Origin of the sequence: Sulfitobacter sp. 1A15106, from assembly GCF_043556995.1 — a bacterium.
In the GTDB taxonomy this organism is placed as follows: domain Bacteria; phylum Pseudomonadota; class Alphaproteobacteria; order Rhodobacterales; family Rhodobacteraceae; genus Sulfitobacter; species Sulfitobacter faviae.
On record NZ_JBIFFM010000007.1, the window covers coordinates 190,363 to 208,573 of the forward strand.

The window sequence follows — 18,211 nt, forward strand, 5'->3', positions numbered from 1 at the left end:
CGCGAGTATGATGCGGCAGGGCCTAGATTGGCCCTGCCGTTTGCGTTTTGGCGGTCAGATCGCCTTTTGATTGACCCGCTTCGACAGTTCCTCGGCGCTTTCCTTACGCTCACTATAACGGTCGAGCAGATAATCTTTGTTGTCGCGGGTCAGCAGGGTGAATTTCACCAACTCCTCCATCACATCGACCACGCGGTCATAGAAGGGCGAGGGTTTCATCCGGTCATCCTCGTCAAACTCCAAGAAAGCTTTGGGGGTCGAGGATTGGTTGGGGATGGTCAGCAGCCGCATCCAGCGGCCCAAAATGCGGAGTTGGTTCACCGCGTTGAAACTTTGCGACCCGCCGCTGACCTGCATCACGGCCAAGGTCTTGCCTTGGGTCGGGCGCACCCCGCCGAGCGACAGGGGGATCCAGTCGATCTGGGTTTTCATGATCCCCGTCATCGCGCCGTGGCGTTCGGGCGAACACCAGACCATGCCTTCGGACCATGACACCAGATCGCGCAGTTCCTGCACCTTGGGATGCTCGGGCGCGGCATCGTCGGGCAGCGGCAGGCCCGTGGGGTTGAAGGTGCGCGTCTCGGCCCCGAGACGGGTGAGGATGCGAGCGGCCTCCTCGGTCATCAGGCGGCTGAAGGACCGCGGGCGAAGCGAGCCGTAGAGAAGAAGAATGCGCGGGCCGTGGGTGGCGCGGTCAGGCGACAGGAGGCGGGCCTCGTCGATGGGGTTAAAGTGGTCTTCTTCGATATTTGGCGTATCGGTCACGGGAATATCCTTAGGCGGAAGAGGGTTATCGGGGGTGGTTCACTTGGCGGCGGGGAACCAGTGCTGCGTGCGGTTGGCAAAGCCCACGAGCGACAGCATGACCGGCACTTCGACCAAGACCCCGACAACGGTGGCCAAGGCAGCACCCGACCCCAACCCAAAAAGGCTGATCGCCACGGCGACGGCCAGTTCAAAGAAGTTCGACGTGCCGATCAAGGCGCAGGGGGCGGCCACGTTGAAGGGAATGCCCCAAGCCCGCGCGGCGCCATAGGCGATGAAGAAGATGCCGTAGGATTGCAGCAACAGCGGCACGGCAATCAGCGCGATCACAAGCGGGCGGTCGAGGATCACCTCGCCCTGAAAGCCAAAGAGCAACACGACCGTCAGCAGAAGCCCCATAATGGCAAAGGGCTGCACCCGAGCCTTGAAAGCGTCGACCGCCGCCTCACCGCCCTTAGCTACCAACCGCCCGCGGGTAAGGTAGCCGGCCAGCAGCGGCAGCATGACGTAAAGGCCGACCGAGATCAGCAGCGTGTCCCAAGGCACGGTGATGTCGGTCACGCCCAAGAGGAAAGCCACGATCGGCGCGAAGGCGAAGACCATGATCACATCGTTCACGCTGACCTGCACCAGCGTATAGGTCGCGTCGCCGCGGGTGAGGTTGGACCAGACAAAGACCATGGCGGTACAGGGCGCTGCGCCCAAGAGGATCACGCCGGCAAGGTAGGCCTGCGCGTCATCGGGCGGGATCAGCCCGGCAAAAACGTGGTTGAAGAACAGCACCCCAAGGGCGGCCATGGTGAAGGGTTTGATCAGCCAATTGACCACCAGCGTCACCACCAGCCCTTTGGGCTTGTCCCCCACCTGTCGCAACGCGCCGAAATCGACGCCGACCATCATCGGAAAGACCATGGCCCAGATCAGCACCGCCACCGGCAGGTTGACCGAAGCGACCTCAAGCGCCGCCAGCGCGCGAAAGATGCCGGGAAAGAGATTGCCCAGCAAAAGCCCCGCCCCGATGGCCAGCGCCACCCAGAGCGAAAGCCAGCGTTCAAAGGCCCCAAGGCCAGCGGTTGCGGGATCAGCGGTATCGGTCATGGCGGTCTTTCGTTTGTTCCTATGGGGTTAGCAGCAGGTCAGCTCATCCAGCAGCGGTTGGCACAGTTCAGGCTGGCCGCCGCAGCAGTCTTCCAAGAGAAAGCCCAGCAGCGCGCGCAGCCCGTTCATATCGGCGAAATATCGAATGCTGCGCCCTTCGCGCTTGCTGCGGATCAACCCTGCGCGGGACAGCACCGAGAGGTTGGCCGACATCGTATTTTGCCGCACATCAAGCGCGGTGCCGATCTCGCCCGCCGACATGCCTTTACCGCCCGCTTTGATCAGCAGGCGAAAGACATCCAGCCGGGTCGGCTGACCCAAGGCGGCGAAGGCTTGGAGGGCGTTTTCATTATCCATATATCGCGAATTATTGATATAATACCGCCCGGTCAACCCCGCCCCGCCAATCTCTGTGCAACGAAGCGCCGCCCTGCGCGTTGATCTCGCGACTCCCGCAGGCTTGGTAAGGAAGAGACAGAATGCTCGATTGGATCGCAGAGAATTCCGGCACGTTGCAAGTGGCGGTGAGCCTTTTTACGGCAGTGGTCTGGCTGGCCTATCTGCATATCCTATGGCTCAACTTCCGGCGGCAGCGACAGCCGGTGATCTTGATCAACCGATCGATTGCCCGGGATGAGAATGCCCATTGCTTCGTGACCAATATGGGGGCCGAGCCGATTTACCTGCTGGAGGTCATGGCACGGGTGGTGACGGATGACAAAACCTACCACGTCAAGGTCACCGAACGCGAAGAGGTGGCACTGAACGATGTGGAGAACCCCCTGACCCGCACCAATCAAGGGCCGATCAAGAGCGGCGATTTCATCGACATCGGCAGTTTCCTCGATCTGTTGCGCCGGGCCGAGACGCGGATCGGGACCGAGGGGCTTTTTGACAAGGTCCGGCAGATGGACCTCACGGTCGCTGCCGCGGATGGGCATACCACAAGGCTGATCGCCGCGCGGCATGAGTTCCGGGCGGAATGGAAAGACGGCAAACCCTATTTCGTGCCGGAACGGATCATGGCGCGTCAGATCCGCAATATCTTTCAACGCCGCAAGATCACGGCCATGCTGGAAGAGCAGATCGAATAGCGCGGCCTCAGGCTACAACCGCTCCAGACCTTCGGCGATTTCACGGGCAATGGCATGGGCGTCGATCCCCTCCCGCTCGGCCGAGACGCGCAGGCCCAAAAGATCGCTCTGATAACGCCGGGCCAGCGCCTTGGGATCATGCGCCGCGCCGATTTCCCCGTCTCGCTGCATCTGCGCGAAAAGCGCCGCGAATTGCTCTTCCATCCCCATAAGATGCCCGCTGGCCCGTTTCGCCAACGGGTGGCCATGGGCCTGTAGCTCCAGCAAGGTTTTGGACAGCATGCAGGCTTTGGCCGGGGCCGCCTCGCGGCAGATCGCCAATTCGGGGTAGCGTTTCAGCGCCGCCATCGGACCATGGGCCGCGACCAATTCGGCCAAGCGCCCGGCCCCATCCTCGGCATATTTGTCCAAAGCGATTTCAAACAGCGCCTCTTTCGATCCGAAGGCGGCGTAGAAACTGCCGGGCTTCATCTTCAGCACCGCTTCGAGGTCTTTCAGCGACGTGCCCGCCCAGCCCTGACGCCAGAACAGATCGCGGGCGCGGTCGATCAACTCGGCTCGGTCGTGGTTCGGTTTGCGGGGCATGTGATCACCATATGTTGAACGATCACTCAAATATATACTTGAGTGATCGCTCAAGAAAGCCTAAATGACGGATATCGACGATTTACAAAGGTAGAAACGATGACATTCCCGTCCCACGACCAAAACACCGCGCCCGAAGCCTCCAAGCCGCTGCTGGAAGAATCGCAAAAGGCCTTTGGCCGCCTGCCGGGTCTGCACAAGGTGCTGGCCGAAAGCCCGCAGGCTTATGAAGGCTATCAGGTGCTGCACAAGCTCTTCACCGAGACCGAGTTCGACGCCGAAGAGCTGACCGTTGTTTGGCAGTCGATCAACGTCGAGAACGAGTGCCACTACTGCGTGCCCGCCCACACCGGCATCGCCAAGATGATGAAGGTCTCGGACGAGATCAGCGACGCGCTGCGCAATGAAACCGCCCTGCCGACGCCCAAACTCGAAGCGCTGCGGACCTTCACCGTGCAGATGGTCCGCAACCGCGGCTTCGTTTCCGACGCGCAGATGCAGGCGTTTTTCGACGCAGGCTATGGCCACCGCTCGGTGCTGGACGTGATCCTCGGCATGGCGCAGAAAACCATGTCGAACTACGTCAACCACGTGGCCGAAACCCCGGTGGATGAGGTTTTCCAGCCGCTGGCATGGAAACGCGGCGACAAGAAGCTCGACGTTTAAAGTAAAAGGCGCGCCCATAGAGGCGCGCCTTTTTTCGACTGCGTTTAAGCGTGCCGTCCCTTACTAGGCAGTCTTCCAACGGTCGAGCGTGAGGGTCACCATCGCCTCATCAAGGTTCACCGTCGCCTCGCCGTCTTGGATCATCACCTGAAGCTTCATCGCCCGGCTGGCCAGCTCCGCCAGCGCCTTGGTGTCACCCTCGGCCAGGTTCACCACGTCCAGATTGTCAAAACGGGTGGTGCCGTTCTTGACCTTATCCCACCAGATCTCCGCCGTCTTGCCACCATAGGGGTAGACCACGACCTTCGCCGCCTTGTTGCAGGACTGGCGCAGGACCTTCTCACTCGGCAAGCCGAGCGTGATCCAAACGTCCAACTCGCCGCTCAGACTCTTCTGCCAGATGTCCGGCTCATCATCCGTAGAGAGGCCCTTGGTCATCTCCAGATGCTCATGGGCGTTAAGGGCAAAGGCCACCAGCCGCACCATCAGGCGCTCATCGGTTTCCGAAGGATGTTTAGCGATGGTCAGCTTATGGGTCTTGTAATAATGACGATCCATGTCCGAGACCGAAAGCTCGACTTTGTAGATGGTGGCATTCTGCGCCATGATATGTCTCGTTTTCCAAGGTAGGCGCTGCCTACGCGCTTGGGCCGACCGGGAAAAGGGAATTGTCACTGGGCTCTGCGCGGGTCCGGCAGATGAAAGCCCGCCAATTTTGCGCGAAATTGACGCTATTTGGCCCGGTGCAGCGCCCAAAAGGCCAAGCATCTTCGCCAGCGCGCCGTTGTGCGGCGGGGGAAGACATCCTACCCTACCCGCATGATCGACCGTCGCACGCTTCTCTGGGCCCTCGGCTCTACCGCTTTGACTGCGACAGCGGCATTTTCCCAAGAGGCGGGTGGCATCCTACGCGGGTTCAACCTGATCGAGACGCCGAACGCTCCCTTCGGCAGCCCCGCCGCCGCCCAAAGTATCGCGCGGCTGCGTGACACGGGCGCGACGGCGGCGACGGTGATCCCCTTCCTATGGCAGCCTACGCCCGGTTCCAGCGCCATTGTCATGGGGGATGCGCTGCCCCATGACAGGATCGCCGCCGGGATCGCGCAGCTGCACGCCGCGGGGCTCGCCGCCATCGTCAAACCCCATGTCTGGGTGCCCGGAAGTTGGGCCGGCGCGATTGCCCCGGAGCCGGACAGCGCAGACGCATGGCACGCCGCCTACGCAGAGGTTCTGCGCGCCATCGCGTTCACAGCAGAGCGTAACGGCGCCGACGTGCTCGTCCTCGGCACCGAATTGCGCGGCGTATCGGGGGCGCCGCAGTGGGGCGAGACCATCGCCGAGATACGCGCGCTTTTCAGCGGAAAGCTCACCTATGTCGCCCACGGCGCCGATGAGGCAGAGAAGGTCACCTTCTGGCCCGAACTGGATGCCGTGGCGGTATCCCTCTACCCCGTTCTAGGCGCCCCGGACGCGCCTGCCGATTGGGACCGCGCCATCGCCTTAGAATTGGACCGGGTCGCCGCCGTGGCGCGAAAATATGCAAAACCCATCTGGATCGCGGAAATCGGCCTCCGCTCCGCTGAGGGCGCGACCGCCCGCCCATGGGAAAGCGCCGAAGAACGCGCCGCCCCCGCCGACATGGCGCTTCAGGCCGAGGTGCTGGATCGCTGGCTCCGCGCCCTTGAGGCCCGGGGGATTCAAGACGTCTGGATCTGGCGTTGGTTCACCGACCCCGACGGCGGCGGCGCGGGAGACACTGATTTTACGGTGCAGAATAAGGTGGCGCAGGAGGTGATCGCAGGGTTTTGGCGCGAAAAATGAACGGGCTTAGGCGGCGCAAAGCACCGGGATCATTCATACGAATATGCGGAAAACCTTCTGGAAAAGGTGGTACCCAAGGCCGGACTCGAACCGGCACGCCTCGCGGCGGGGGATTTTGAATCCCCTGCGTCTACCATTCCGCCACTTGGGCACGTAGGGCGATGTAGCCTGCAAAAGCGGCAGGAGCAAGTGGATTTTCACCCGTGCTGCGCGCCCAGTTGCTTGACCTTGGACGCGCGACATGGTGAGGCATTCAAAACAGCCGGAGCCCCCGATAATGATCCGCCGCCTTTATGACTGGACGCTGGGCCTGGCCCAACACCGCCATGCCCTCTGGGCGCTTGCCGTTGTCGCTTTTGTCGAAAGCTCCTTCTTTCCGATCCCCCCTGACATCCTGATGATCCCGATGATCATCGCGCGGCCAAATCGCGCTTGGCTGATCGCCGGGGTGGCGCTGCTCGCGTCGGTCTTGGGCGGGCTTTTGGGCTATGCCATCGGCGCGCTGGCCTTTGAGAACCTCGGCCAGCCGATCCTTGCAAGTCTGGGCAAGACCGATGCGATGGCGGAATTCTCGACCCGGTTCAATGACATGGGCTTTTGGGCGGTGCTGGTCGCCGGGGTCACCCCCTTCCCTTACAAGGTCATCACCATCATGTCGGGCTGGACGGGTATGCCGCTTGGCACCTTTATCATGACCTCAATCCTCGCCCGCGGGCTGCGGTTCTTTGTCGTGGCGGGGCTGCTGTGGCGCTTTGGCGCACCGATCCGAGACTTCATTGAACGACGCTTGGGTTTGATGTTCACATTGGCAGTCGCCCTGCTGATCGGCGGCTTCATGGTGGTGAAGGTACTATGACGGGTAAGACATTGACTTTGCTCGCGACGCTCGGTTCGGCCGCGCTGTTGCTGGGGGCTTTCGGGTTTCAACATCTGGGCGGCTACGCGCCCTGTCAGATGTGCCTTTGGCAGCGCTGGCCCCATGCAGCGGCGGTGCTGATCGGGGCAATCGTGCTGCTCGGCGGGCCGCGCGTGCTGGCCTGGCTCGGCGCCATGGCGGCGGCGGTGACCGCGCTGATCGGCATCTTTCATGCCGGTGTGGAATGGGGCTGGTGGCCCGGGCCAAGTTCCTGCACCGGCGGCGGCATGGATTTGGGCAGCCTCGATGGCGGGTCGCTCCTGTCGACCGAAGGCCCGAGCGGCTTGGTCATGTGCGATGAGATCGTCTGGCAGTTTCTGGGCCTGTCGATGGCCGGGTGGAACGCGATTTTCTCTTTCCTCTTGATCGGCCTTTGGGTCGCCGCCGCGCGGAAGGCGGCCTGAAGAACGAGAACCGGACAAACTGGACAGATGACCTTCCAGTTTGTCAGAAACACCCCCGAAACGGACAGTTTGACGGCTTGTCGTTCGACAGATGCGCGGATTATCTGAGATCAAACATCTCAGGAGTCCCCCATGTCGAACCAACAGAACTGTATTTTGCTGGGCGTTCCGCTGGACAGCGGCAAGCGCCGTCGCGGCTGCCTGATGGGGCCGGACGCCTACCGCACCGCGGGGCTGGAGCGCGCGCTGCGCGACCTTGGCCATAGCGTGACCGACCGCGGCAACGTGGCCCCTGCCCCCTACCACGCCAAGGAGCACGACAAACTGCACGCGCTGGAAGAGACCATCGCCTGGACCGAGAGCCTCGCCGCCGCCGCCGATGCGGCGATGGACGACGGGCTGCCGATCTTCATGGGTGGCGACCACGCGCTGGCGCTTGGCACCGTGCTGGGCGCGATGCGCCACGCCGAGAAGGCGGGCCGCCCGCTCTTCGTGCTCTGGCTCGATGCGCATACGGATTTCCACACGCCGCAGACCAGCGACAGCGGCAACCTGCATGGCACCCCTCTGGGCTATGTTACCGGACGCGAAGGCTTTGATGGGTTTCCGAAGATCGACAAGCCCCTGCCCCATGATAATATCGCCATGATCGGCCTGCGCTCGGTCGATGCCGCCGAACGCGCGGCGCTGCAGGAGACCACGGTCACCTACGTCGACATGCGCGAGATTGACGAGAGCGGCATCGCCAAGCCGCTACAACGCTTCCTCGACAAGGTGGCGGCGGCGGGCGGCATGCTGCATGTCTCGCTCGACGTCGATTTCCTCGATCCTTCCGTCGCGCCCGCCGTGGGCACCACCGTGCCGGGCGGCGCCACCGTGCGCGAGGGCCATCTTGTGATGGAGATGCTCTCGGACAGCGGGCTGATGAGCTCGCTCGATCTGGTGGAGCTGAACCCCTTCCTTGATGAGCGGGGCCGCACCGCGCAGCTGATGGTCGACCTCACCGCCTCGGCCTTTGGCCGCCGCGTCTTTGACCGCCCCACACGCGCATATTGATTGGAGACCCCAAGATGACCAACCTCAAACCCTCCGACAAGGCGCTGGTGCCTTTCGTTTCCGTCGACCAGATGATGAAGCTCATCCACCATGTTGGCGTCGAAGAGATGCTGCGCGGGCTGGCCGAATATATCGAAGCCGATTTCAAACGTTGGGAGCTTTTTGACAAGACCCCGCGCGTGGCGAGCCACTCCGAGAAGGGCGTGATCGAATTGATGCCGACCTCGGACGGCGATGTTTACGGTTTCAAATACGTCAATGGCCATCCCGACAACACCAAAACCGGCTTCCAGACCGTGACCGCCTTTGGCCTTCTGGCCAATGTGGCCAACGGCTACCCGGTGCTGCTGACCGAGATGACGATCCTCACCGCGCTGCGCACGGCGGCGACCTCGGCGGTGGTGGCGCGGCTGCTGGCGCCCAAGGGCAGCCGAGTCATGGCGATGATCGGCAACGGCGCGCAGTCCGAGTTCCAAAGCCTCGCCATGAAGGCGATCTGCGGCATCGACGAGGTGCGGCTTTACGACATCGACCGCGCGGCAACCGCGAAATGCGCGCGCAATCTGGCGGGCTCGGGGCTGAAGGTCGTGGAATGCGACAGTGCCGAGGAGGCGATCATGGGCGCGCAGATCATCACGACCTGCACCGCGGACAAGCAATATGCCACGATCCTGACCGACAATATGGTCGGCTCCGGCGTACATATCAACGCGATCGGCGGCGACTGTCCGGGCAAGACGGAACTGGCGCCCGCGATCCTGCACCGCTCGGGCATCTTCGTGGAATACCCCGAGCAGACCCGCATCGAGGGCGAAATCCAGCAGCTTGAGCCTGACCACCCGGTGACCGAGATCTGGCAGGTGCTGACCGGTCAGGCAGAGGGCCGCCGCGATGCGCAACAGATCACCCTGTTCGACTCCGTGGGCTTCGCGATCGAAGATTTCTCGGCCCTGCGCTATGTCCGCGACCAGATTGCCGAAACCGGGCTGTTCCAGCCGCTCGACCTTCTGGCCGACCCGGATGATCCGCGCGACCTGTTTGGCATGCTGCAACGCGCGGGTTGAGTGTTTGGGGCCGCCGTTCTTCCGCGGCGGCCTCTACCCTTTCGTCACGTCATGGGCATAGAGCCAATCGAAGGCCCGCAGCATGGCACCGGGGGCCAGCGTTGAGGCGATGCGCAGCCCGGTATGGGCCGCAAAGCGTATCGGACCTGAGCGCAGGTGATAGCGGGTGGCGTTGCCTTCGGAGGTTTTCACGATGCGCCGCGCCCGGTCGATGCGCGCCGCCTGATAGGCGGTGAGCGCCGCGTCGCGCGGATAGCGGGTCAGGCAATCGGCCAAGACCCATGCATCCTCCAACGCCATATTCGCGCCCTGCGCCAGAAAGGGCAGTGTCGGATGGGCCGCGTCGCCCAAAAGCGCGACGCCATCGGCCTGCCAATTTGCGGCGACGGGGTGATGGTGCAGCCCCCAGAGAGTGACCTCCTCCACCGCCTCCAACATCTGCGCGGCCTGTGCCCCGAAACCGGCAAAGGCGCGGCGCAGGTTGGCGGGATCGTCGCGATGGTGCCAGCCTTCGGCGGCCCAATCGTCACGCTCTTCCACGGCCACGAGGTTGACCATACGCCCCTCGCGTAACGGATAGCTGACCAGATGCTTCCCCGGCCCCATGGTGACCCGCGCCTCGGGCGGATGATCGACCACGTTGGGGATAAGCGCGCGCCATGCGACCTGCCCCGAGAACCGCGCCTGATCCGCCCCATTCAACTGTATCCGCCCGACCGAGTGGATGCCATCGGCGGCCACCACCAGTTCCGCCCGCCGCCGCCCGCCGCGCGCCATCTGGACCTGCGGCAAAGCGCCGGGGTGGATGGAGGCGACCTGCGCATCGGTCTCGAAAGTGACATTGGCCCGCTGTGCGGCCTCACGCAAAAGGTCGATCAGATCGGCACGGTGGAGGAAATAATAACGCTGGTCCTCCGGCAGGCGGGTCAGGTCCAGCCGCGCCACTTGGCCGCCCTTGGCATAGTCGCAAAGCCGTACCACCTGCCCGCGCACCGCACCGCGTGCCGCCAACCCACGCTCAAGCCCCAGCCCGCGCAGGACGGCGAGGCCATTGGGGCTGATCTGAAGCCCGGCACCGATCTCGGAAAAGCGCGCGGCCTGTTCGAGCAGGGTCACGGCCACGCCACGCCGCGCCAGCGCTGTGGCCAGCGCCAGCCCGCCGATCCCGCCGCCCACGACAATCGCATTGGAAGGTTTCATTCGCGCCCCAACCACAAACGCCGAAGCATTTGCCCCGGCGTGTGGTGTTTCAGGTGATGTCAGTCGTCGCGGTGGACTTTTTCGCGCCGCTCGTGACGCTCTTGCGCCTCAAGGGTCATGGTGGCTATGGGCCGCGCGTCCAGCCGTTTGAGCGAGATCGGATCGCCGGTGACCATGCAGTAACCGAACTCTCCCTCGTCGATCCGCCGCAGCGCCGCGTCGATCTTGCCGACCAGTTTACGCGCCCGATCCCGGGTGCGCAGTTCCAAAGCGCGGTCGGTCTCTTCCGAGGCGCGGTCGGTCACATCCGGGATGTTCCGGGTGCCGTCTTGCAGTGTTTCGATGGTGTCGCGGCTGCCTGCCAACAGTTCCGCCTTCCAGTTGATCAGCTTGCGACGAAAGTACTCAAGCTGACGGTCATTCATGAATGGCTCGTCCTCGGCCGGACGATAGTCGTCCGGCAGGAACATTTCCTGCTTCATTTGTTTTTCCCCGGCGTTTTTCAACTCAGACATTAAAAAGGCCTGTCTCCCGACATCGTCCCCTGCCGCAGCGTCTATCTGAGCGGGTAACAATTGTCACTACACAATCCCTTTGATTTTTGGTTAAAGGCCAAGGATCAAGCGCCCGTCACACGAGGTTGAAAACAAGATGAAATTCCAAGGCACCAAAGACTACGTCGCCACCGAGGACCTGAAAATTGCCGTAAATGCGGCGGTGACGCTGGAGCGGCCATTGCTGGTGAAGGGCGAGCCCGGCACCGGCAAGACCGAGTTGGCGCGGCAGGTCAGCGACGCTTTGGGCCTGCGCATGATCGAATGGAACATCAAATCGACCACCCGCGCACAGCAGGGCCTGTACGAGTATGACGCCGTGAACCGTCTGCGCGACAGCCAGTTGGGCGACGAGCGGGTTCATGACGTGAAGAACTACATCCGCAAGGGCAAGCTTTGGCAGGCTTTCGAGGCGGACGAGAAGGTCGTGCTGCTGATCGACGAGATCGACAAGGCCGACATCGAGTTTCCCAACGACCTGTTGCAGGAACTCGATAAGATGGAATTCTTCGTTTATGAGACGGGTGAGACGATCCGGGCCAAGCAGCGCCCCATCGTCATCATCACCTCGAACAACGAAAAAGAACTGCCCGACGCCTTCCTCCGCCGCTGTTTCTTCCACTACATCCAATTCCCCGACATGGAGACGCTGAAACAGATCGTCGAAGTGCACCATCCGGGCATCAAGCAACAGCTTCTGACCACCGCGCTGACGCAGTTCTACGAGATCCGCGAACAGCAGGGGCTGAAGAAGAAACCCTCGACCTCCGAAGTGCTGGACTGGCTGAAGCTTTTGCTGGCCGAGGATATGGACGCCGAAGATCTGGCCAAGGACGGCCCCAACGCCCTGCCCAAGCTGCACGGCGCGCTGCTGAAGAACGAGCAGGACGTGCATCTGTTCGAGCGGTTGGCCTTCATGGCGCGGCGTCAGCGGTAGGGCGGCAACACAAATGCGACTTTACGTCAAAAGCGGGTATTTTCCTCGCTTTTGATTTTTCACCTGCCTAGGCTGAGGTCAATCACGGGCGCAAAGACCCGGGTTCAAACGACCGATGGGGCAGGCAGATGCAAGGACAATCAGCAACCGCGCCACGCGCATATTGGGATAGAGCAGCCCACGCGGAGAAGCAGAGAGGCCCGGGCGCATGAGACGCAGCGTGAAGGCGCGGCTGATCCTGCCGCTGATGTTGCTGCTGAACGCCTGCGTGCCCGCCTCGCATTCCGAGGTGGCAACCCGCGCGGTCATCGCCGACAGCACCCTGCCCCCGATGAAGCAGTTCACCCAAGCCCGCCCCGCTCAGCCGCATGTGTCGAATGCGGCGCTGGCGGAGGATTTTCTCGACCTGTCCTTCCGGATGGAAAGTGGCCGCGCCCTGCCCGTTCTGACCCGTTTCGAGGGGCCGATCACCCTGCGCGTGCTGGGCCAACCGCCCGCCACACTGGGGCCGGACCTTGCGCGTCTGCTGGCCCGTCTGCGCCGCGAGGCCGGGATCGAACTGCGTGAGGTCACAGGCGGAGAGGCCAGCATCACCATTCAAGCGGTGAACCGCAGCCAAATCCGGCGGCTCTTGCCACAGGCGGCCTGTTTCGTGGTGCCAAACGTCAGCACGCTTGAGGAATACCGCCGCGCGCGACGCGCGCCCGCCACCGATTGGACCCGCCTGACCGAGCGGCGCAGGCTGGCGATCTTCCTGCCCAATGACGTGAGCCCGCAGGAAAGCCGCGACTGTCTGCATGAGGAACTTGCTCAAGCGCTTGGGCCGCTGAACGATCTCTACCGGCTGCCGGATTCGGTCTTTAACGACGACAACGTGCATACGGTGCTGACCGGTTTCGACATGCTGGTGCTGCGCATCTATTATGACCCCGCGCTGCGCTCGGGCATGAACCGCGAAGAGGTCGCCGCCCGTTTGCCGGGCATTCTGGCCCGGGTGAACCCCGCAGGCGGCACCGTCGCCCCTCGCCCCGCCCGCGCCACGCCGCAGGTCTGGAGCCGCGCGATCCAAACCGCTCTTGGCCGCGACGTGGGCCGCAACGCCCGGCTGAAGGCCGCCCGTGACGCGCTGCGCATCGCCGAGACGCAGGGCTGGCAGGACAACCGCCACGCCTTTTCGCATTACGCCATGGGCCGGGTCATCCAGATGACCGAACCCGCCGCCGCACAGGCGCATTACCAAACCGCCGACGCCCTCTATGCCCGCACCCCCGGCACAACGCTGCACCGCGCCTATGTCGCCACCCAGCGAGCGGGCTATGCGGTGACCATCGGCGATGGCGCAGGCGCGCTGACCCTGATCGAGCCGCATCTGCCCGTGGCAAAGGCCAGCGAAAACGCCGCCCTTCTGGCCACGCTCATGCTGCTTAAGGCCGAAGCGTTGGAGATCGAAGGCCGCGGCATTGAGGCGCGCCGCGTCAGGCTGGACAGCATCGGCTGGGCGCGATACGGCTTTGGCCCTGACTGGGCAGTGCGGGCCAAGCTGCGCGAGATCGCAAGCCTGAACCCGCGCAATGGATAGGCCCACAAAACAAACGGGCAATAGGTTATGATAGCACTCGGATTGGCATTGATCGGCGCGATTATCGGCGGGCTGACCGCGCGCAAACGCGGCGGGAACCGCAAGGACATCGCGCAATATGCCGCGGGCTATGGCATGGCCTTTCTCATCGTCGGCATGATCGCCACGGTTCTGCTGGACCGCGCATTGAGCGTCTGATGTTTCTGCCCTTCTTCGATCAGCTACGCCGTCACAATGTCCCGGTCTCCTTGCGGGAGTTTCTGGCCTTTCTGGAAGGTATGAAAGCGGGGCTTGCGACCTATGACGTGGAGGCGTTTTACTACCTCGCCCGCGTGTCGATGGTCAAAGACGAGCGCAACATCGACAAGTTCGATCGCGCCTTCGCCGCCGCCTTCAAAGGGTTGGAGAAGATCAGCCTCGACGATGTGCTCGACGCCGTGGACCTGCCCGAAGACTGGCTGCGCAAGATGGCCGAGAAGCACCTCTCGCCCGAGGAAAAGGCCGAGATCGAAGCCATGGGCGGTTTCGACAAGCTGATGGAGACGCTGAAAAAGCGGCTTGAGGAACAGAAAGGCCGGCATCAGGGCGGCTCCAAATGGGTCGGCACGGCGGGCACATCGCCCTTCGGCGCCTATGGCTACAACCCCGAAGGCGTGCGCATTGGCCAAAAGGAAAGCCGCCACCAACGCGCGGTCAAGGTCTGGGACAAACGTGAGTTCCGCAACCTCGACGACAATGTCGAGATCGGCACCCGCAACATCAAGCTCGCGCTGAAACGCCTGCGCCGTTGGGCGCGCGATGGCGCGGCGGAAGAGTTTGACCTGAACGGCACGATCCGCGCCACGGCGGAACATGGCTATCTCGACGTCAAGACCCGCCCTGAGCGGCGCAATGCGGTGAAAGTGCTGCTGTTTCTCGACATCGGCGGTTCGATGGACCCGCATGTGAAAGTGGTCGAGGAACTCTTCAGCGCCGCGAAGGGCGAGTTTAAACATCTCGAACATTTCTATTTCCACAACTGCCTCTACGAAGGCGTGTGGCGCGACAACCGCCGCCGTTGGGATGCGCAGATCCCCACCCATGATGTGCTGCGCAGCTATGGGTCTGACTACAAATGCATTTTCGTGGGCGACGCCAGCATGTCACCCTATGAGATCGCCTATCCGGGCGGCGCGAATGAACATTGGAACGCCGAGGCCGGGGCGACTTGGCTGGCCCGCGCACGCGACCAGTGGCCAAACCACCTGTGGATCAACCCCGTCCCCGAACGGCAGTGGGGCTACACCCAATCCATCGCGATGATCCAAGAGATTTTCGGCCCCGAGGCCATGGTGCCCATGACGCTCGAAGGGTTGAGCCGGGGCATCAAGACCATGACGCGCTAACCCCTTCCTTGACAGCCCGCCGCGCCGCGCCACCTCAGGGGACGAAGGCAAGCAATGTGGAAGGAAATAGAATGTCCCCGATCATCAAATCCGGCAGCGCGAAATGGGAAGGCTCGCTCAAAGAGGGCAACGGCCATGTCTCGACCGAAAGCGGCGTGCTGTCCGACCAGCCCTATGGCTTCAACACCCGTTTCGAGGGCAAGCAAGGCACCAACCCCGAAGAGTTGATCGGTGCGGCCCATGCTTCCTGCTTTTCCATGGCCCTGTCAATGATCCTCGGGCAAAGCGACCTGACGCCCGACAGTATCGAGACCAAGGCCGAGGTCCATCTCGAAGAGAAAGACGGCGGCTTTCATGTGCCGAAAGTGCATCTGACGGTCGAGGCCAGCATCCCCGGCGCGTCGCAGGAAGACTTCGATGAGGCGGCCAAAACCGCCAAGGAGAACTGCCCAATCTCCAAACTGCTGACGGCAGAGATCACGATGGACGCGAAACTCGTCTGATCGCCAAGAATACGACCGGGGCGCAGGCCATGGCCGCTTGCCCCCGGTCCCCCCGCTCCCCATATTGAGCGCATGATCCGCGTTATCCCCATCCTCCTCGCCATCCTCTATGCGCTGGCGATGTACCGTTTCTCAACTTGGCGCACGGCGCGGGAGTTGGATGCGAAATCGACGCCGCTGGTCGATCCGAAGTTAAACGAGATCAGCAACCGCATGGCCCGCGCGCTCGACCTGCCGCGCATTAAGGTGCATCTTTATGAGATCGAACCCGTCAACGGGCTGGCCGCCCCCGATGGGCGTATTTTCATCACCCGCGGCTTCTATAACAAGTTCCGACAAGGTGCTGTAACGGCTGAAGAAATGGCAAGCGTTATCGCCCATGAGTTGGGTCACGTCGCCCTTGGCCATTCCCGCCGCCGGATGATTGATTTCTCGGGCCAGAACGCCCTGCGCACGGCCCTTGCGATGGTGCTGGGGCGGCTCATTCCCGGCATCGGCGTCTGGATCGCCAGCGGGCTGACCAGCCTGCTTGCCGCGCGGTTGTCGCGTAGTGACGAATATGAGGCCGACGCCTATGCCGCCGCCCTGCTCACCAAAGCCGGGATCGGCATTGGCCCGCAAATCTCCCTGTTCGAAAAGCTCGACGCGCTCAGCCAATCTGGCGGCAACCGTCCGCCTGCGTGGTTGCTGAGCCATCCAAAGACGGAAGAGCGGATCGACAAGCTGCGGCAAATGCAGTTGCGGTGGGACGGCTGATCTAGCCCAAAGCCTTTGCCAGCCTCGGCAGCCGCGCCTTTTTCAGCAGGGCACGCATTTCCCATGGCTCACCGGAAAGCCGCCGCGCCTCTTGCAAGACAGCTTCGGCCACGGGGGCAACCAGTTCAGGCGTCGCCTGCCAGATGCCATGCAGATAGCTGTCGGGATCGGCGCGGCTCAGCCCCTCTTCGGCGAGGATTTGGCGCGGGAAGTCCTTGGCATTAAGCGTCAGGATCATATCGGCGCTGCTGGCCACGGCGACGGCCAGCACATGGATGTCATTAGCATCCGGCAGCCACAGCCGCGCTTGTAGACCGGGGGAAGCCTCGCGTTCGGCCCCGGGCCAATTGCCGCGCAACAGTGCGATTTCGGCCCGCGCTTGGGCTTCGCCCGCGGGGCCAAGTTTGACCGCTGCGCGGGCCCATTCTTCCAAGATACGCGCCGACCAGATCGGCTCGAACGCGCCCCGCACCGCCACGCCGAGCACCATCTCGCGCATCACCGTGGGATAAAGCACGCAGGTGTCGATCAGCACGCGGGGGCGCGTTTCCATCACAGGCGGAAGAACAGCGACTTGAGATAGCCGCTTTCCGCAAGCTGGGGCAGTTGCGGGTGGTCCGCCCCGGCGAAACCGGTGTGCAGTAGCATGGCGCGGCGTCCGGCCCGACCGATGCCGCGCACCGAAGCCGTGCGGAACTGGTTCAGGTCAGCGGCATGAGAGCAGGAGCAAAGCCCCAGAATGCCGTTCTCCGCCACCAGTTGCGCCGAGAGGCGCGCGACACGTTCATAGGCGCGCAAGCCAGCGTCGACCGCTTGGCGCGAGGGGGCAAAGGCAGGCGGGTCGCAGATCACCACGTCGAAAGTCTCGCCCTCGTCCCGCAGGGCGGTGAGCACATCGAAAGCATCGCCTTGGCGGGTGGCGAAACGGTCTTGCATGCCCATCGCTGCGGCCCCGGCCTCGGCCAGTTCCAGCGCGGGGGCGGAGCCGTCCACCGCCAGCGCCGAGGATGCGCCGCCCGCAAGTGCCGCGAGGGAGAAGCCGCCGACATGAGAGAAGACATCAAGCACCCGCGCACCATTCCGCGCGAGATTAGCGGCAAAGGCGTGGTTCGGGCGTTGGTCATAGAACAGGCCGGTTTTCTGCCCGCCGGTGAGGTCGGCCATATAGGTCGCGCCATTCATCGGCACCGGCAGCGGCCCCTCGGGCGTCTCGCCCGCCAACGTGGACGAGGCATCGTCGAGCCCTTCGAGCTTGCGGGTCCGGCCTGAGGCGTTTTTGAGTACGTTGTGCACGCCCGTCACGGATTGCAGCGCGGCGACGAGCGGCTCAATCAGTGCGTCTGCCCAAGCGGCATTGGGTTGGATCACGCAGGTATCGCCGAAACGGTCGATGATGACGCCCGGCAGGCCATCAGCCTCGGCATGGATCAGGCGGTAATAGGGCTGATCGTAAAGCTGGCTGCGCAGTTGAAGGGCGCGATTGAGGCGCGCTTCGAACCAGGCCTGATCGATCTGCGCCTCGGCGTCTTGGTCGATCATTCGGGCGATGATCTTGGAGTTCGGATTGACCGCGACCAGCCCCATGGGCTTGCGCTCGGCATCCTCCAGCAGCGCCAGCGTGCCGGGGGCGAGCCCGCGCGTGCGGCGGTCGGTGACCAATTCATTGGCGTAGACCCAAGGAAAGCCGTGGCGGATGGCGCGGGCGTTGGCCTTGGGCAATAGGCGCACCACGGGACGTGTGGCAGGCTGCGGGGCGGAGGGGGGTTGGGGCGTTGTCATAGCGCCCCTCGTACTGCGTTCGCGCGGCTGGGGAAAGAGGTTTCGCAAG

Annotated in this window: 22 protein-coding genes and 1 tRNA gene; 13 read left to right on the plus strand and 10 right to left on the minus strand. The window is 63.1% G+C overall.

Going from position 1 to position 18,211, the window contains the following annotated elements; translation table 11 throughout:
• Positions 1 to 54: 54 nt before the first annotated feature.
• Genes arsH through ACGYKA_RS12965 form a run of 3 tightly spaced genes read right to left on the minus strand, consistent with a single transcriptional unit; the run spans position 55 to position 2,220 of the window.
• On the minus strand, positions 55 to 765 hold the full coding sequence (arsH, locus tag ACGYKA_RS12955) for an arsenical resistance protein ArsH (RefSeq protein WP_394408908.1): 711 nt from the start codon (positions 763 to 765) through the stop codon (positions 55 to 57).
• 39 nt (positions 766 to 804) lie between these two features.
• Positions 805 to 1,863: an ACR3 family arsenite efflux transporter gene (arsB, locus tag ACGYKA_RS12960; protein WP_394408905.1), complete on the minus strand. Its 1,059-nt coding sequence runs from the start codon at positions 1,861 to 1,863 to the stop codon at positions 805 to 807.
• Between the two features lie 27 nt (positions 1,864 to 1,890).
• Positions 1,891 to 2,220, minus strand: coding sequence for an ArsR/SmtB family transcription factor (locus tag ACGYKA_RS12965; protein WP_394408902.1), 330 nt, complete (start codon positions 2,218 to 2,220; stop codon positions 1,891 to 1,893).
• A gap of 122 nt (positions 2,221 to 2,342) precedes the next feature.
• Here ACGYKA_RS12965 and ACGYKA_RS12970 point away from each other — a divergent pair, with 122 nt between their 5' ends.
• The gene (locus ACGYKA_RS12970) at positions 2,343 to 2,957 is read left to right on the plus strand and encodes a hypothetical protein (protein ID WP_394408899.1); all 615 of its coding nucleotides are present in this window, start codon (positions 2,343 to 2,345) and stop codon (positions 2,955 to 2,957) included.
• Positions 2,958 to 2,969: 12 nt separating this feature from the next.
• On the opposite strand, the gene ACGYKA_RS12975 is transcribed toward ACGYKA_RS12970, so the two are convergent.
• Positions 2,970 to 3,542: a TetR/AcrR family transcriptional regulator gene (locus tag ACGYKA_RS12975; protein WP_394408896.1), complete on the minus strand. Its 573-nt coding sequence runs from the start codon at positions 3,540 to 3,542 to the stop codon at positions 2,970 to 2,972.
• Positions 3,543 to 3,641: 99 nt separating this feature from the next.
• Between ACGYKA_RS12975 and ACGYKA_RS12980 the strand changes: the two genes are divergently transcribed.
• Entirely contained in the window at positions 3,642 to 4,208 is a 567-nt protein-coding gene (locus ACGYKA_RS12980) for a carboxymuconolactone decarboxylase family protein (RefSeq protein WP_394408893.1), read from the plus strand.
• Positions 4,209 to 4,271: 63 nt separating this feature from the next.
• On the opposite strand, the gene ACGYKA_RS12985 is transcribed toward ACGYKA_RS12980, so the two are convergent.
• Complete coding sequence (locus tag ACGYKA_RS12985) at positions 4,272 to 4,814, minus strand: YaeQ family protein (RefSeq protein ID WP_394417935.1); 543 nt, start codon at positions 4,812 to 4,814, stop codon at positions 4,272 to 4,274.
• Between the two features lie 213 nt (positions 4,815 to 5,027).
• On the opposite strand from ACGYKA_RS12985, the gene ACGYKA_RS12990 reads away from it, so the two are divergent.
• Complete coding sequence (locus tag ACGYKA_RS12990) at positions 5,028 to 6,029, plus strand: glycoside hydrolase family 113 (RefSeq protein ID WP_394408887.1); 1,002 nt, start codon at positions 5,028 to 5,030, stop codon at positions 6,027 to 6,029.
• 67 nt (positions 6,030 to 6,096) lie between these two features.
• On the opposite strand, the gene ACGYKA_RS12995 is transcribed toward ACGYKA_RS12990, so the two are convergent.
• Positions 6,097 to 6,180, minus strand: a tRNA-Leu gene (locus ACGYKA_RS12995).
• Between the two features lie 126 nt (positions 6,181 to 6,306).
• Between ACGYKA_RS12995 and ACGYKA_RS13000 the strand changes: the two genes are divergently transcribed.
• The 4 genes from ACGYKA_RS13000 (at position 6,307) to ACGYKA_RS13015 (ending at position 9,469) form a co-directional block, all read left to right on the plus strand.
• The gene (locus ACGYKA_RS13000) at positions 6,307 to 6,885 is read left to right on the plus strand and encodes a YqaA family protein (RefSeq protein WP_209218107.1); all 579 of its coding nucleotides are present in this window, start codon (positions 6,307 to 6,309) and stop codon (positions 6,883 to 6,885) included.
• A complete protein-coding gene (locus tag ACGYKA_RS13005; protein ID WP_394408884.1) occupies positions 6,882 to 7,349 on the plus strand; it encodes a disulfide bond formation protein B in 468 nt (155 codons plus the stop codon). The genes ACGYKA_RS13000 and ACGYKA_RS13005 overlap by 4 nt, the downstream gene beginning before the upstream one ends.
• Positions 7,350 to 7,481: 132 nt before the next feature.
• Entirely contained in the window at positions 7,482 to 8,405 is a 924-nt protein-coding gene (gene rocF / locus ACGYKA_RS13010) for an arginase (protein WP_394408881.1), read from the plus strand.
• 14 nt (positions 8,406 to 8,419) lie between these two features.
• Complete coding sequence (locus tag ACGYKA_RS13015; protein WP_394408878.1) at positions 8,420 to 9,469, plus strand: ornithine cyclodeaminase; 1,050 nt, start codon at positions 8,420 to 8,422, stop codon at positions 9,467 to 9,469.
• A gap of 33 nt (positions 9,470 to 9,502) precedes the next feature.
• On the opposite strand, the gene ACGYKA_RS13020 is transcribed toward ACGYKA_RS13015, so the two are convergent.
• Both ACGYKA_RS13020 and dksA read right to left on the minus strand, forming a co-directional pair.
• Positions 9,503 to 10,669: an FAD-dependent monooxygenase gene (locus tag ACGYKA_RS13020; protein WP_394408875.1), complete on the minus strand. Its 1,167-nt coding sequence runs from the start codon at positions 10,667 to 10,669 to the stop codon at positions 9,503 to 9,505.
• Positions 10,670 to 10,728: 59 nt separating this feature from the next.
• Positions 10,729 to 11,151, minus strand: coding sequence for an RNA polymerase-binding protein DksA (gene dksA / locus ACGYKA_RS13025; protein WP_168613149.1), 423 nt, complete (start codon positions 11,149 to 11,151; stop codon positions 10,729 to 10,731).
• Positions 11,152 to 11,320: 169 nt separating this feature from the next.
• Between dksA and ACGYKA_RS13030 the strand changes: the two genes are divergently transcribed.
• The 6 genes from ACGYKA_RS13030 (at position 11,321) to ACGYKA_RS13055 (ending at position 16,383) form a co-directional block, all read left to right on the plus strand.
• Positions 11,321 to 12,160, plus strand: a complete 840-nt coding sequence (locus ACGYKA_RS13030) for an AAA family ATPase (RefSeq protein WP_394408872.1) — start codon at positions 11,321 to 11,323, stop codon at positions 12,158 to 12,160.
• 208 nt (positions 12,161 to 12,368) lie between these two features.
• Positions 12,369 to 13,739 carry a DUF2927 domain-containing protein gene (locus tag ACGYKA_RS13035; RefSeq protein WP_394408869.1) on the plus strand — a complete coding sequence of 457 codons (1,371 nt, stop codon included), beginning with the start codon at positions 12,369 to 12,371 and terminating at the stop codon, positions 13,737 to 13,739.
• A gap of 27 nt (positions 13,740 to 13,766) precedes the next feature.
• Complete coding sequence (locus ACGYKA_RS13040; protein WP_067262001.1) at positions 13,767 to 13,937, plus strand: apolipoprotein acyltransferase; 171 nt, start codon at positions 13,767 to 13,769, stop codon at positions 13,935 to 13,937.
• Positions 13,937 to 15,124, plus strand: coding sequence for a VWA domain-containing protein (locus ACGYKA_RS13045; RefSeq protein WP_394408866.1), 1,188 nt, complete (start codon positions 13,937 to 13,939; stop codon positions 15,122 to 15,124). Before ACGYKA_RS13040 ends, ACGYKA_RS13045 begins: the two co-directional genes overlap by 1 nt.
• Before the next feature lie 71 nt (positions 15,125 to 15,195).
• Complete coding sequence (locus ACGYKA_RS13050) at positions 15,196 to 15,627, plus strand: OsmC family protein (protein WP_271687561.1); 432 nt, start codon at positions 15,196 to 15,198, stop codon at positions 15,625 to 15,627.
• 72 nt (positions 15,628 to 15,699) lie between these two features.
• Positions 15,700 to 16,383 carry a M48 family metalloprotease gene (locus ACGYKA_RS13055; protein WP_394408863.1) on the plus strand — a complete coding sequence of 228 codons (684 nt, stop codon included), beginning with the start codon at positions 15,700 to 15,702 and terminating at the stop codon, positions 16,381 to 16,383.
• Position 16,384: 1 nt separating this feature from the next.
• On the opposite strand, the gene ACGYKA_RS13060 is transcribed toward ACGYKA_RS13055, so the two are convergent.
• Together ACGYKA_RS13060 and ACGYKA_RS13065 are read right to left on the minus strand one after the other, a co-directional pair.
• Complete coding sequence (locus tag ACGYKA_RS13060) at positions 16,385 to 16,936, minus strand: RSP_2648 family PIN domain-containing protein (RefSeq protein ID WP_394408860.1); 552 nt, start codon at positions 16,934 to 16,936, stop codon at positions 16,385 to 16,387.
• Positions 16,936 to 18,162: an RSP_2647 family RNA methyltransferase gene (locus tag ACGYKA_RS13065; RefSeq protein ID WP_394408857.1), complete on the minus strand. Its 1,227-nt coding sequence runs from the start codon at positions 18,160 to 18,162 to the stop codon at positions 16,936 to 16,938. The genes ACGYKA_RS13060 and ACGYKA_RS13065 overlap by 1 nt, the downstream gene beginning before the upstream one ends.
• Positions 18,163 to 18,211: the final 49 nt, after the last annotated feature.

Coding starts and splice junctions, on each gene's coding strand:
- rocF (WP_394408881.1), top strand. CDS start 7,482: ATGTCGAACCAACAGAACTGTATTTTGCTGGGCGTTCCGCTGGACAGC.
- dksA (WP_168613149.1), bottom strand. CDS start 11,151: ATGAAGCAGGAAATGTTCCTGCCGGACGACTATCGTCCGGCCGAGGAC.
- ACGYKA_RS12970 (WP_394408899.1), top strand. CDS start 2,343: ATGCTCGATTGGATCGCAGAGAATTCCGGCACGTTGCAAGTGGCGGTG.
- ACGYKA_RS13055 (WP_394408863.1), top strand. CDS start 15,700: ATGATCCGCGTTATCCCCATCCTCCTCGCCATCCTCTATGCGCTGGCG.
- ACGYKA_RS13030 (WP_394408872.1), top strand. CDS start 11,321: ATGAAATTCCAAGGCACCAAAGACTACGTCGCCACCGAGGACCTGAAA.
- ACGYKA_RS13065 (WP_394408857.1), bottom strand. CDS start 18,162: ATGACAACGCCCCAACCCCCCTCCGCCCCGCAGCCTGCCACACGTCCC.
- ACGYKA_RS12990 (WP_394408887.1), top strand. CDS start 5,028: ATGATCGACCGTCGCACGCTTCTCTGGGCCCTCGGCTCTACCGCTTTG.
- ACGYKA_RS13040 (WP_067262001.1), top strand. CDS start 13,767: ATGATAGCACTCGGATTGGCATTGATCGGCGCGATTATCGGCGGGCTG.
- ACGYKA_RS12985 (WP_394417935.1), bottom strand. CDS start 4,814: ATGGCGCAGAATGCCACCATCTACAAAGTCGAGCTTTCGGTCTCGGAC.
- ACGYKA_RS13000 (WP_209218107.1), top strand. CDS start 6,307: ATGATCCGCCGCCTTTATGACTGGACGCTGGGCCTGGCCCAACACCGC.
- ACGYKA_RS12980 (WP_394408893.1), top strand. CDS start 3,642: ATGACATTCCCGTCCCACGACCAAAACACCGCGCCCGAAGCCTCCAAG.
- arsB (WP_394408905.1), bottom strand. CDS start 1,863: ATGACCGATACCGCTGATCCCGCAACCGCTGGCCTTGGGGCCTTTGAA.
- ACGYKA_RS12975 (WP_394408896.1), bottom strand. CDS start 3,542: ATGCCCCGCAAACCGAACCACGACCGAGCCGAGTTGATCGACCGCGCC.
- ACGYKA_RS12965 (WP_394408902.1), bottom strand. CDS start 2,220: ATGGATAATGAAAACGCCCTCCAAGCCTTCGCCGCCTTGGGTCAGCCG.
- ACGYKA_RS13005 (WP_394408884.1), top strand. CDS start 6,882: ATGACGGGTAAGACATTGACTTTGCTCGCGACGCTCGGTTCGGCCGCG.
- ACGYKA_RS13015 (WP_394408878.1), top strand. CDS start 8,420: ATGACCAACCTCAAACCCTCCGACAAGGCGCTGGTGCCTTTCGTTTCC.
- ACGYKA_RS13020 (WP_394408875.1), bottom strand. CDS start 10,669: ATGAAACCTTCCAATGCGATTGTCGTGGGCGGCGGGATCGGCGGGCTG.
- ACGYKA_RS13035 (WP_394408869.1), top strand. CDS start 12,369: ATGAGACGCAGCGTGAAGGCGCGGCTGATCCTGCCGCTGATGTTGCTG.
- ACGYKA_RS13050 (WP_271687561.1), top strand. CDS start 15,196: ATGTCCCCGATCATCAAATCCGGCAGCGCGAAATGGGAAGGCTCGCTC.
- ACGYKA_RS13045 (WP_394408866.1), top strand. CDS start 13,937: ATGTTTCTGCCCTTCTTCGATCAGCTACGCCGTCACAATGTCCCGGTC.
- ACGYKA_RS13060 (WP_394408860.1), bottom strand. CDS start 16,936: ATGGAAACGCGCCCCCGCGTGCTGATCGACACCTGCGTGCTTTATCCC.